The 12,819-nt window shown below is 39.0% G+C and carries 11 protein-coding genes; 10 read left to right on the top strand and 1 reads right to left on the bottom strand.

The features are described from left to right. Window positions 1-34: 34 nt before the first annotated feature. The 4 genes from HMPREF3249_RS08580 to ftsX all read left to right on the top strand — a co-directional run bounded on the left by HMPREF3249_RS08580 (window position 35) and on the right by ftsX (window position 3,854). Window positions 35-838, top strand: a complete 804-nt coding sequence (locus HMPREF3249_RS08580; protein ID WP_003040372.1) for a Cof-type HAD-IIB family hydrolase — start codon at window positions 35-37, stop codon at window positions 836-838. A gap of 204 nt (window positions 839-1,042) precedes the next feature. Beyond that, a protein-coding gene (gene prfB, locus HMPREF3249_RS08575; protein ID WP_100069422.1) for a peptide chain release factor 2 occupies window positions 1,043-2,138 on the top strand; the annotation gives its coding sequence in 2 pieces (ribosomal slippage) (window positions 1,043-1,114 and window positions 1,116-2,138; 1,095 coding nt in all). Between the two features lie 104 nt (window positions 2,139-2,242). Beyond that, window positions 2,243-2,935 carry a cell division ATP-binding protein FtsE gene (gene ftsE / locus HMPREF3249_RS08570; protein WP_003025346.1) on the top strand — a complete coding sequence of 231 codons (693 nt, stop codon included), beginning with the start codon at window positions 2,243-2,245 and terminating at the stop codon, window positions 2,933-2,935. Beyond that, a complete protein-coding gene (gene ftsX / locus HMPREF3249_RS08565) occupies window positions 2,928-3,854 on the top strand; it encodes a permease-like cell division protein FtsX (protein ID WP_003037328.1) in 927 nt (308 codons plus the stop codon). The genes ftsE and ftsX overlap by 8 nt, the downstream gene beginning before the upstream one ends. A 92-nt stretch (window positions 3,855-3,946) precedes the next feature. On the opposite strand, the gene HMPREF3249_RS08560 is transcribed toward ftsX, so the two are convergent. Next, window positions 3,947-4,582, bottom strand: a complete 636-nt coding sequence (locus tag HMPREF3249_RS08560; protein WP_003040025.1) for an MBL fold metallo-hydrolase — start codon at window positions 4,580-4,582, stop codon at window positions 3,947-3,949. A 136-nt stretch (window positions 4,583-4,718) separates the two neighbouring features. Here HMPREF3249_RS08560 and HMPREF3249_RS08555 point away from each other — a divergent pair, with 136 nt between their 5' ends. The 6 genes from HMPREF3249_RS08555 to gyrB all read left to right on the top strand — a co-directional run bounded on the left by HMPREF3249_RS08555 (window position 4,719) and on the right by gyrB (window position 12,775). Further along, window positions 4,719-7,181 carry a bifunctional DnaQ family exonuclease/ATP-dependent helicase gene (locus tag HMPREF3249_RS08555; RefSeq protein ID WP_059220556.1) on the top strand — a complete coding sequence of 821 codons (2,463 nt, stop codon included), beginning with the start codon at window positions 4,719-4,721 and terminating at the stop codon, window positions 7,179-7,181. Between the two features lie 121 nt (window positions 7,182-7,302). After that, a complete protein-coding gene (locus tag HMPREF3249_RS08550; RefSeq protein ID WP_059220558.1) occupies window positions 7,303-8,283 on the top strand; it encodes a YeiH family protein in 981 nt (326 codons plus the stop codon). A 47-nt stretch (window positions 8,284-8,330) separates the two neighbouring features. Beyond that, window positions 8,331-9,563, top strand: coding sequence for an FtsW/RodA/SpoVE family cell cycle protein (locus HMPREF3249_RS08545; protein WP_059220560.1), 1,233 nt, complete (start codon window positions 8,331-8,333; stop codon window positions 9,561-9,563). A 12-nt stretch (window positions 9,564-9,575) separates the two neighbouring features. Beyond that, window positions 9,576-10,124, top strand: a complete 549-nt coding sequence (locus HMPREF3249_RS08540) for a DJ-1 family glyoxalase III (protein ID WP_059220563.1) — start codon at window positions 9,576-9,578, stop codon at window positions 10,122-10,124. A 128-nt stretch (window positions 10,125-10,252) separates the two neighbouring features. Continuing rightward, a complete protein-coding gene (locus HMPREF3249_RS08535) occupies window positions 10,253-10,816 on the top strand; it encodes an HAD-IA family hydrolase (protein ID WP_057489595.1) in 564 nt (187 codons plus the stop codon). A gap of 12 nt (window positions 10,817-10,828) precedes the next feature. After that, complete coding sequence (gene gyrB, locus HMPREF3249_RS08530) at window positions 10,829-12,775, top strand: DNA topoisomerase (ATP-hydrolyzing) subunit B (protein WP_003025329.1); 1,947 nt, start codon at window positions 10,829-10,831, stop codon at window positions 12,773-12,775. The last annotated feature ends 44 nt before the right edge of the window (window positions 12,776-12,819 follow it).

The following is a 12,819-nucleotide window of genomic DNA, read 5'->3' as shown; positions in this document are numbered from 1 at the left end:
TTGGTGTAAAATAGAAGTAAGTGGAGGTCTGCAGATGATAAAATTAGTAGCATTTGACATAGACGGTACATTTCTTCGCTCTGACAATACCTATGATGTGGAGTGCTTTGAGAAAATTTATCGAGCATTGCAAGACAAAGACATAAAAGTGGTCGTCATTTCAGGCAATCAGTATGCTCAACTGGCTTCATTTTTTCCAAAACATCAGGAGGAGTTGATCATTGTTTCAGAAAATGAAGCACTAATTTTTGAGGGTGATAAGCTATTACGAGAAGCAAAAATTGCTAGAACAGAGCTTGAAAAAGTTTTAGATGTGCTTGTGTCAGGAGACTTAGAAAATGCAACAACTCTTTGCGGACTTCATTCTGCTTATTTGCTCAAGTCAGCACCCAAACAGTACAAAGAAGAAATTGCAATTTATTACCATGCATTGAAAGAAATTTCTAATTTTCAGGATTTGCCAGAAGATGATTTTGTCAAATTAGCCTTATTGGTGCCAGAAGAAAAAACAAACCAACTTCTTGAAAAGTTGAATCAAGCTACTGGTCAACTCGTTCAGGCAGTTTCAAGCGGACACGGTTCAATTAATATTATTCAAAGAGGTGTTCATAAAGGCTCTGCTCTTGAATTCCTTAATCGGCATTTTGATATTTCACCACAGGAGATGATGGCTTTTGGCGACGGTGGAAATGACCTAGAAATGCTAGCTTATGTAGGTCACAGCTATGCGATGGCAAATGCTCCTGAAAAGGTCAAGAAAACAGCAATGTATCAAGCACTAAGCGATCAAGAATCAGGCGTTTTAGAAATTCTAGAGCGAAAGGTTGTAAAGAGGTGACTATCATGAATGTCATTTTGACGTATCTAACCTCTTAATATTTTTAGCCAGACGGCAACCTATCTAACAATCATGTAACAAAGAACGAAATTTCTTGATTCAGAATTAGAAATTTTATACAATAACTATTATTGGACTCTGTCAGAAATTAGAAAAAAATACTGACTTGTGATATAATAAAATGATATGTGAAAAGAGGTAAGTATGGATATTTCAGAAATTCGTCAAAAAATTGACGCAAATCGTGAAAAATTAGCTTCTTTCAGGGGGTCTCTTTGACTTAGAAGGCCTGGAAGAAGAAATTGCAATCTTAGAAAATAAGATGACAGAACCTGATTTTTGGGATGATAATATTGCGGCGCAAAAAACATCTCAAGAATTAAACGAACTCAAGCAAACCTATGATAACTTCCAGCAAATGGCTGATTTATTTGACGAATCAGAGATTTTGCTTGATTTTTTAGCGGAGGATGATTCTGTACAGGAAGAGTTGGAAGAAAAATTAGCAGAGTTGGAAACAAAAATGACCAGCTATGAAATGACACTCCTCTTGTCGGAACCTTATGATAATAACAATGCTATCCTTGAAATTCATCCAGGCTCTGGTGGAACAGAAGCTCAAGACTGGGGGGATATGTTGCTGCGGATGTATACACGCTTTGGCAATGCTCATGGTTTCAAGGTTGAAGTATTGGACTATCAAGCGGGAGATGAAGCGGGGATTAAGTCTGTTACCTTGTCTTTTGAGGGTCCTCATGCCTATGGTTTGTTGAAGTCTGAAATGGGAGTTCATCGATTGGTACGCATTTCGCCATTTGACTCAGCTAAACGTCGTCACACTTCTTTTACTTCAGTGGAAGTCATGCCGGAGTTGGATGACACGATTGAAATTGAGGTGCGAGACGAAGACATCAAGATGGATACTTTCCGTTCCGGTGGTGCCGGCGGACAAAATGTCAACAAAGTTTCAACTGGTGTTCGTTTAACCCACATACCAACGGGAATTGTGACACAATCCACTGTTGACCGCACACAATATGGAAACCGTGATCGGGCAATGAAATTGCTTCAAGCGAAACTCTACCAAATGGAGCAAGAAAAGAAAGCAGCTGAAGTGGATTCCTTAAAGGGAGACAAAAAAGAAATTTCTTGGGGAAGTCAAATTCGCTCTTATGTCTTTACTCCTTACACGATGGTCAAAGATCATCGGACAGGCTTTGAAGTCGCACAGGTCGACAAAGTCATGGATGGAGATATTGATGGCTTCATCGATGCCTACTTGAAATGGCGGTTAAACTAAATATTAAATTTACGAGAGTGGCATAGACAACTATAATTGCAATGCAATCATGGTCACTTCTCCCACTCCCTCAACTATCTTACGAAAGGAACTCTTAACAATAAATGTCAATTATTGAAATGAGAGATGTTGTCAAAAAATATGACAACGGGACAACAGCCTTGCGTGGTGTGTCCATTGAAGTAGAGCCAGGAGAATTCACCTACATTGTAGGACCTTCTGGAGCTGGGAAATCAACTTTTATTCGATTATTGTATCGTGAAGTGAAAGTTGATAAGGGAAGTCTGCAAGTTGCTGGCTTTAATCTTGCTAAAATTAAAAAACGTGATATTCCAATGTTGCGTCGTAATGTTGGCGTCGTTTTCCAAGATTATAAATTGCTACCCAAAAAGACGGTGTATGAAAATATCGCTTACGCCATGGAAGTTATCGGTGAGCGTCGTCGCAATATTAAAAAGCGTGTTATGGAAGTGCTGGATTTGGTTGGTTTGAAACATAAAGTTCGCTCTTTTCCAAATGAGTTATCAGGTGGTGAGCAACAACGGATTGCCATTGCACGTGCGATTGTGAACAATCCTAAAGTTTTGATTGCCGATGAACCGACAGGGAATTTGGATCCAGATAATTCGTGGGAAATCATGAATCTACTGGAGCGAATTAACCTGCAAGGGACGACTGTTCTAATGGCGACCCACAATAGCCAAATTGTAAATACTTTGCGTCACCGCGTTATTGCCATCGAAAATGGTCGTGTGGTGCGTGATGAAGCAAAAGGAGAATACGGATACGATGAATAGTAGATTTTTAAGTCACCTGCTTGAATCGCTCAAAAGTTTGAAGCGAAATGGTTGGATGACAGTTGCTGCGGTCAGCTCCGTGATGATTACACTAGGGTTAGTCGCAATCTTTGTGTCAGTCATTTTAAACACGGCGAAGCTAGCAACAGATATTGAAAATAATGTGCGGGTTATGGTCTATATGCGACCAGATACAGCGGACAATGAAGAGACCATTACAAAAGAAGGTCAAACAGTCAAAAATGAGGACTACCATAAGGTATATGATGCCCTCAACAAAATGTCAAATGTGAAATCAGTAACATTTTCTAGCAAGCAAGAACAATTAAAGAAACTAACAGAAGTCATGGGTAAAGATTGGAAACTCTTTGAAGGAGATGCCAATCCCCTGCATGACGCTTATATTGTCGATACAACTGACCCCAAATACGTTACCTCTGTAGCAAACAATGCGAAGAAAGTGGAAGGGGTCTCTGAAGTAGAGTACGGTGGAGCCAATACAAAACGTATTTTTGCGTTAGCTAATTTTATCCGTACGTGGGGAATTGTAGGAGCGCTCCTCTTAGTCTTTATTGCTGTTTTCTTGATTTCAAATACTATTCGGATTACGATTATTTCGCGCAGTCGTGAAATTCAAATTATGCGTCTGGTGGGAGCAAAAAACAGTTACATTCGAGGTCCGTTCTTGTTAGAAGGAGCTTGGATTGGCTTGCTTGGAGCAGTTGTTCCAGCTGGCTTGGTCTATTTTATTTACGAAATGGCCTATAAGTCATTTAATCCATCTCTTGCTAGTCAAAATCTTTCAATGATTGTACCCAAAACCTTTATTCCATTGATGATTTCCTTCCTTTTTGTAGTAGGAATTATCATCGGAGCATTTGGTTCGGTTCTCTCAATGAGACGATTCTTGAAAATTTAAAAAAGAAGTGATAATAAAAACCCTATTGAACCCTGATCCGAAAGTTAGACAGAAAAATCTAACTTTTGAGATGCAGTTCATTTAGGGCTTTTTTAATGCAAAAATGGATTAAACATTTTTTCATGAACAATGGTGGTTTGAGGACCATGACCAGGGTAAACATCATAATCAGGCAAGGTCAGCAACTCGTTTTTGATGCTAGAAATGAGTTGTTCTATATTTCCAGTATAGAGGTCCGTTCGACCAATTGATTCGCAGAATAAAGCATCGCCAGTTAAAATAAAGTGCTCGTTAGGAAAGATGATTGAAACACCACCGATTGAATGTCCTGGTGTTGGTACGACGTAAAAATAAAAATCATCTAGACTGTAAGGACTATGATAGTCAAAAAAGACATCGGCAGGCTGGAGAATGATGTTATCAATATCTTGGTGGCGAGCTAGTCCAGATAGATTATACTCCGGAGTGTAAAGCCAAGTTGCTTCACTTTCAGAGACATAGACAGGTGGATGTCCAAAATGTTGACGAACTAAATCAACACTCATAATATGATCGTAATGAGTATGGGTCAGCAAAATAGCTGTAATTGGCTTATTGATTTCTTGGATTTTTGCTACAATTTTATCCCAGTCACTACCTGGATCAACTACGATAAGATGATGCTCATTTTCTAAATAATAAGTATTTTCGTATGCTTGAGCGTTTAAAGTTTTATGAATCGTTATCATGAGAACTCCTTTCACTTCATAGTTTAGCAAAAAATATGAAAAATGACATAAAAGAAATATTAAGTTATTTATCAAGGGAAAATAAGGAATAAAACGTGATACGAAATAGTTGGATTTATGGTATAATTTTTCTAATATGACACAAGAAAAAAGAAAATATGCTGTGGTGGATTTAGAGGCAACGAGTGCCAGCAGCAACGCCAAGATTATTCAAGTCGGGATTGTGCTGATTGAAAATGGTCAGATTGTTAAAACTTATGAAACCGATGTGAATCCTCATGAGAAGCTGGATTCTCATATTTGCCAATTAACAGGATTGACAGACAAGCGATTGAGAAGGGCGCCAGACTTTTCTCAAGTAGCTCGTGAGATTTATGAGTTGATTGAGGATGCCATTTTTGTGGCTCATAATGTGAAATTTGATGCTAATTTATTAGCAGAAGCCCTCTTTTGGGAAGGATTTGAATTAGTGACTCCGAGGGTAGATACAGTAGAGCTTGCGCAAGTCTTTTTCCCAACGTTTGAAAAATACAATCTAGGAATATTATGTGAACAGTTAGACATTCCTTTGAAACATGCGCATACAGCGCTTGCAGATGCCTCAGCAACGGCTACATTATTTTTAAAAATACAAGAAAAAATTCAAAAACTTCCAAAAGAATTGGTAGAGTATTTGTTGAAATTTTCGGATAGTTTGATTTACGAATCACGCTTAGCGATAGAAGATGCTTTTAACCAAATGTCGGACATAACTTGCCGTGATTTGATGAAGTGGCAGGGAATTTTTCTTCGAAAAAGTCAAAAAATCCAAAAAGCGAGGAAATTGTCCAAAAATTTCACTCACAACATCAATTTGCTGGATTTAGAGGAGCGAAAAGAACAAGATGAGTTTGCACATGATGTGGAACAGGCTTTGAAAAGTCAGCAACCAAGTTTTTTACAAGCTCAGACAGGTTTAGGCAAGACCTATGGTTACTTGCTTCCTGCTTTGGCTCAAACGAGCAAGCAAATTCTGGTAACAGTTCCTACGAAAGTGTTGCAGGACCAGATTGTGGCAAATGAAGGACAAAAGTTAGAAGAAATCTTTCATCTTTCTGTTCATAGCTTGAAAAGCCCTGCCAATTATTTGAAGCTTGACTTCTTTTATGACAGTTTGCAGCGGGTAGATGACAATCGTTTGGTCAATCGTTGCAAGATGTTGCTTTTAGTTTGGCTCACAGAAACAGAATCTGGTGATTTGGATGAAATTGGTCAACGACATCGCTATCAGACCTATTTTCAACAGGTGCTTCATGATGGAAAATTGAGCAAAAAATCCCTCTTTTATGGTGCAGATTTTTGGCAAAAAGGTCAAGAAAAGTCCAAACGCAGTCGTGTATTAGTGACCAATCATGCTTATTTTTTGACGCGGTTAGAAGATGATAAATCCATTCTGGAGAATCGGCTTTTGATTGTGGATGAAGCTCAGAAGTTGTTTTTGGCTTTGGAAAATCTCTCTCGAAAATCCCTCAATATGACAAAATGCTTGCAACAAATTCAATCGGAACTTGAAACAACAGGTACCATTTTGCAACGTCGGTTAATAGAGGATATTCAATTTGAATTGACTCATGCGATGGAACAATTCCAATGTTACAAGAAGAATGAGCTAACGAAAGAAACTTGTTCCAAACTTCGACAAGATTTATCAGAGTTAGATCAAAGCACTCTTGCTGATTTACGCACTATTTTTGCCACAAAATATGACCAGTTCTGGTTAAAAGAAGAGCAGTTCGATGATTATCGAGTGACGATGTTGGAAGCCGCTTGCCTAGAAGTGCTAGATTTTCGAGCTTTGCTGCCTGAAGAAGTTCAAGTCTTATTCGTTTCAGCCACGCTTGAAATCAGTAAAAAAGTGCATTTAGCGCATTTACTTGGTTTTGAAAATGCGCCATTTTATCAGTTACCACAAAAGCAGAAACATCAGCAGAAAATATGGTTGGATAAGAATTTTCCAAATGTTGTAGACTTGGATGTGGACACTTATGCAGAATTGATTGTCAAATGGGTTCATAAATTAGCTACTCAGGAAGTTCCAATTCTCGTTTTATTCACATCGAAAGCGTTGTTGTTAGCTGTTTCGGAACGTTTGCGCTTGCCACACTTAGCCCAGTATAAGAATGGTGAAGCGGCTAATATTAAACGACGTTTTGACAGAGGGGAAACGAGTATTTTACTAGGGGCGGGCAGTTTTTGGGAGGGAACAGATTTCTCTAGTCAGAAGCAAATGATTGAAGTCATTACACGAATTCCATTTGATAATCCGAGCGATTTCTTTACGCAAAAACTCAACCGCAAATTGCGGCAAGAAGGCAAGAATCCTTTTTATGATTATAGCTTGCCTGTTGCTATTTTACGCCTAAAACAGGCTTTGGGGCGTACAATTCGACACCAAGAGCAGCAGTCAGCAGTCGTTATTTTAGACAATCGCATGTTAACCAAACGTTATGGACGGCAAATTCAGACAGCCTTGGAAAAAATTGCTCCAATATCCGTCACAAGTATGAAAAAAATTCCAACAGAAATTGAGCAATTTTTGAAGAAGAAGGAAACGGTGTAATTTTACCCCATTAGAAAACTCAGTTCACTTTTTAACTGAGTTTTTTGCTAAAAATGGTAATTTCCTCTGCTGCTAGTTTTAAATTTTGTTATAATAGAAACACAAAGAAAGAAGGTTCAATATGTATCAAAAATATCTTCCAGGGATTGGTTTTGCTTTTGTATTAGCGGCAGTAGCAACCGTCTTGGGAAATTTATTCCCCTTGATTGGCTCTAGTGTTTTTGCCATTCTTTTGGGAATTCTAGCTAATAATCTTTTTCATATAAAGAAGACTTATCATGCTGGTCTAGCTTATTCAGGTAAGAAATTACTGCAATATTCCATTATTTTGCTGGGGTTCAGCATGTCCATTGGCCGTGTCTCTGCTACAGGCATCTCCTCTTTAAAAATTAGCATTTTAACTATACTGATTGCTTTTATTTCAGCTTATGTGGTAGGACGTCTGCTGGGAATGGGTAAAGTTCTAACCACTTTAATTGGATTTGGAACGGCTATTTGTGGTGGTTCTGCCATTGCAGCAGCTTCACCGATTTTAGAAGCAAAAGATGAAGAGATTGCTTTATCTATTTCCACAATTTTCTTCTTTAACATTTTAGCGGTCTTTATTTTCCCATTTTTGGGACATTTGATGCATATGAATGATGCGACATTTGGAACTTGGGCAGGAACAGCTATCAATGATACATCATCTGTTGTAGCAGCGGGTTATACTTACAGTCAGTCAGCAGGAGATTTAGCAACGATTGTGAAGCTTAGCCGTGCTTTAATGATTGTACCAGCCTGTCTTATCTTTGCAGGAGTCCGATATTTACGCTCAAAAAGCAGTCATCAAAAAGTTAATTTAAAGAAAATTTTTCCTTGGTTTATTTTGTGGTTTGTCATGGCGTCTATTGTTACTAGTGTTGGGATTTTTCCAAGTTCGTTCGTTCCTGCAACGAAGTTCTTGTCACAATGGCTCATGGCAATGGCTCTTGCTGGAATTGGTGCGAGAGTATCCTTTGGGCAATTTAGAAAAGCAGGTGCAGCGCCACTATTGACAGGAGCCTTTGCTTGGTTCGCGGTTGCTGTATCTAGCTTAATCATTCAATACTTTTTCTCATAAAAGTGCTTTAAAAGTGACTGACATTTATTACGTATGTTGGAGGAGATATGCCTTATCAAAAACGCTCGATTGATTCGCGAGTGGATTATAGTTTAATATTACCAGTATTTTGTTTGCTTTTCATTGGCGTTATGGCCATTTATATTGCTGTTAGTCATGATTATCCAAAAAACGTTTGGCCAATTGTAGGACAACAGATTGCTTGGATTGCTCTAGGGACAGTTATCAGTCTGGTTATCATGCTATTCAAAACAAAATTTCTTTGGCAAATAACGCCATACTTATATGTATTTGGCTTAGCGTTGATGCTGCTTCCGCTCATTTTTTATAGTTCAGAATTAGTTGCTTCGACAGGAGCGAAAAACTGGGTAACTATAGGGCGTGTCACCTTGTTCCAACCGTCTGAATTTATGAAGATTTCCTATATTTTGATGTTATCGCGAGTTGTTGTCAATTTTTTACAGCGCCATAAAGATAGAGAGCGAACGGTTCAATTGGACTTCTTACTGATTTTTGAGTTAGCCCTTTATACCTTACCCGTTCTGATTTTATTGGCATTGCAGAGTGACCTAGGGACAGCATTAGTCTTTATCGCAATCTTTTCAGGAATTGTCCTCTTATCAGGTGTGTCTTGGAAAATCATTGTACCAGTTGTTTTGACCGTTCTGGTTGTAGGCGGTGGCTTTTTACTTATCTTCATTTCAAAAGACGGGCGAGCTTTTTTGCACCAAATTGGGATGCCAACTTATCAGATCAACCGTATTTTGGCTTGGCTGAATCCGTTTGACTACGCTCAAACCACTACTTATCAACAGGCACAAGGTCAAATAGCAATTGGTAGTGGTGGTCTCTGGGGACAAGGGTTTAATGTATCCAATCTATTGGTGCCTGTACGTGAAAGTGATATGATTTTTACTGTCATTGCAGAGGATTTTGGTTTTGTCGGTGCAACGGTTGTGATTGCCTTGTATCTGCTCTTGATTTATCGCATGCTAAAAATTACGCTGAAATCAAATAATCAATTTTACACATATATTTCAACCGGTTTCATCATGATGCTGCTCTTTCATATTTTTGAAAATATAGGAGCAGTAACAGGGATTTTGCCTCTAACAGGGATTCCACTTCCATTCATCTCCCAAGGTGGCTCTTCCATTATTAGTAATTTAATCGGGGTCGGGCTCTTGCTTTCGATGAGCTATCAGAATAATCTCACAGATGAAAAAAAGATACGCTATCCTCAAAGACGTAAAAAAGTGGTTTTAAAACGATTAAAATAAAGGAGAAGAAAAATGACAAAAGTAGCTGTTATGTTAGCCAATGGCTTTGAAGAAATTGAAGCATTGACTGTTGTGGATGTTCTTCGCCGTGCAGGAATCCTATGTGACATGATTGGATTTGAGAAAGCGGTAACAGGTTCTCATGGTATTTCAGTTCAAGCAGATAAGGTTTGGGCTGGAAAGTTAGAGGATTATGACTTAGTGGTACTGCCGGGAGGAATGCCTGGTGCGACAAATTTGCGAGATGATGATCGTTTGATGTCAGCTCTACAAAAGATGCAGGAAGAAGGCAAGTGGATAGCTGCCATTTGCGCAGCACCGATTGCACTCAATCGTGCAGGTATTTTAAAGGACAAACAGTTTACCTGTTACGATGGTATCGAGTCAGACATTGATTCTGGCATTTATATCAAGCAAACCGTCGTTGTTGATGGGAAAGTGATTACTAGCCGAGGACCTGCAACTGCTCTAGCTTTTGCTTATGAGTTGGTTCATCAGTTAGGCGGAGACAGTGAGCAGCTTGCAACGGCGATGCTTTACAATGACGTTTACGGTAATTGATTGTCTATGATACTAAAACTTATTTGGAATGATCCAAGTAAGTTTTTTTATGAAAATTCATGTCTAAAATAGGCTTTCCTATCTGTTTTAACAGCCATTTTTTACAAAAATATGTTATAATAAAAGGTATGGATTATCAAGATTATATTTGGGATTTAGGGGGGACTCTCCTCAATAATTACGAGACGTCAACGGCTGCATTTGTAGAAACGTTAGCTGGTTTTGGGATTCAAGCTGCCCATGATGATGTTTACAAGGCGCTAAAGATTTCAACTCCTTATGCAATTGCTCAATTTGCGCCCAATACCCCTCATTTTTTACAAACTTATAAAGAAAATGAAGCGAGAGAGTTAGCTCATCCAGTATTGTTTGAAGGTGCTGCAGACTTGCTCAGAAATATCGTTGTACAAGGAGGGCGTAATTTTCTGATTTCTCATCGGAATGATCAGGTTTTAGAGATTCTTGATAAAACAGGGATTTCAGGCTACTTTACAGAAGTGGTGACTTCTAATCGTGGTTTTAAGAGAAAGCCAAATCCTGAGTCAATGCTGTATTTAAAAGATAAGTATCAGATTGAGAATGGGTTAGTCATCGGAGATCGCTCAATTGACACAGAAGCGGGTCAATCAGCTGGCTTTGCAACTTATCTCTTTGATGATATGGAAAATCTCAAGAAATTTATAAAAATATAGAAAAGGAATCGTATGTCAGAAGAAAATAAAGAACTGCAAGCACAGGATTATGATGCCAGTCAAATTCAGGTTTTAGAAGGTTTGGAAGCTGTCCGAATGCGTCCAGGGATGTATATTGGCTCAACTTCAAAAGAAGGACTGCATCATCTTGTTTGGGAAATTGTAGATAACTCAATTGATGAGGCATTAGCTGGTTTTGCAACACATATTCAAGTATTTATTGAGAAAGACAATTCGATTACCGTTGTTGATGACGGTCGTGGAATCCCTGTAGATATTCAAGAAAAAACAGGTCGTCCTGCGGTAGAAACTGTCTTTACCATTCTTCATGCTGGAGGAAAATTCGGTGGTGGCGGGTACAAGGTATCTGGAGGATTGCATGGTGTCGGATCTTCCGTGGTTAATGCTCTTTCTACTCAACTTGATGTTCGGGTTTACAAGAACGGTCAGATTCATTTTCAAGAATACCGTCGCGGGCACGTCGTAGCGGATCTGGAGATTATTGGCGAGACCGATCGCACAGGAACAACTGTTCATTTTACACCAGACCCAGAAATCTTCACAGAAACGGTTGAATTTGATTTTGAAAAATTAAATAAACGGGTGCAAGAACTAGCATTTTTGAATCGTGGCCTGCGAATTTCTATTACCGATAAACGGGAAGGTTTGGAGCAAACAAAAGATTACCATTATGAGGGTGGGATTGCTAGCTACGTCCAGTATATCAATGAAAATAAAGATGTTATCTTTGAAAATCCGATTTATACAGACGGAGAAATGGATGATATTACTGTTGAAGTAGCTATGCAGTATACAACAGGCTATCACGAAACTGTCATGAGTTTTGCAAATAATATCCACACTCATGAAGGTGGGACGCATGAACAAGGTTTTCGTACAGCGCTCACACGTGTCATCAATGACTATGCCAAGAAAAATAAGCTTCTGAAAGAAAATGAAGACAACCTGACTGGTGAAGATGTCCGTGAAGGATTAACAGCTGTTATCTCTGTAAAACATCCTAACCCACAGTTTGAAGGACAAACAAAGACGAAACTTGGAAATAGTGAAGTTGTTAAAATTACTAATCGTCTCTTTAGCGAAGCTTTCTCAGATTTCCTTTTGGAAAATCCTGCGGTTGCTAAGAAGATAGTAGAAAAGGGAATTTTGGCGTCCAAGGCTCGGATTGCAGCCAAGCGTGCACGTGAAGTGACTCGCAAGAAATCAGGTCTTGAAATTTCAAACTTACCAGGTAAATTGGCAGATTGCTCCTCTAATGATCCACACGAAACAGAATTGTTTATCGTGGAAGGAGATTCAGCTGGTGGTTCAGCCAAGTCTGGTCGAAATCGGGAGTTTCAGGCTATTTTGCCAATTCGCGGTAAGATTTTAAATGTTGAAAAAGCTAGCATGGATAAAATTTTAGCCAATGAAGAAATTCGTAGTCTCTTTACCGCAATGGGAACAGGCTTTGGAGCGGATTTTGATGTGAGCAAAGCTCGTTATCAAAAATTAGTCATTATGACCGATGCCGATGTTGATGGTGCGCATATCCGAACCCTTCTTTTGACGTTGATTTATCGTTATATGAAGCCTGTTTTGGAAGCAGGTTATGTCTATATTGCTCAACCGCCTATTTATGGTGTGAAAGTCGGCAGTGAAGTGAAAGAATACATCCAGCCCGGAGCCAATCAAGAAGAAGAGCTACAGTTGGCATTGGAGCGTTATTCTGAAGGGCGTTCTAAACCAAGTATTCAACGTTACAAAGGCTTGGGAGAAATGGACGACCACCAACTTTGGGAAACAACGATGAACCCAGAACATCGCTTAATGGCGCGTGTCTCAGTCGATGATGCAGCAGAAGCGGACAAGATTTTTGATATGCTAATGGGTGACCGTGTAGAACCTCGCCGTGAATTTATCGAAGAGAACGCCGTATATAGTACATTGGACGTTTAAAAAAATCTGAAAAAATTCACATTTACCAAGAAAATTATGATATA

The sequence above is a fragment of the Streptococcus sp. HMSC36C04 genome (assembly GCF_001839535.1).
Lineage (GTDB): Bacteria > Bacillota > Bacilli > Lactobacillales > Streptococcaceae > Streptococcus > Streptococcus hominis.
The sequence above is the reverse complement of the archived record's forward strand: the minus strand, read 5'-3'. Positions and strand labels throughout refer to the sequence as shown.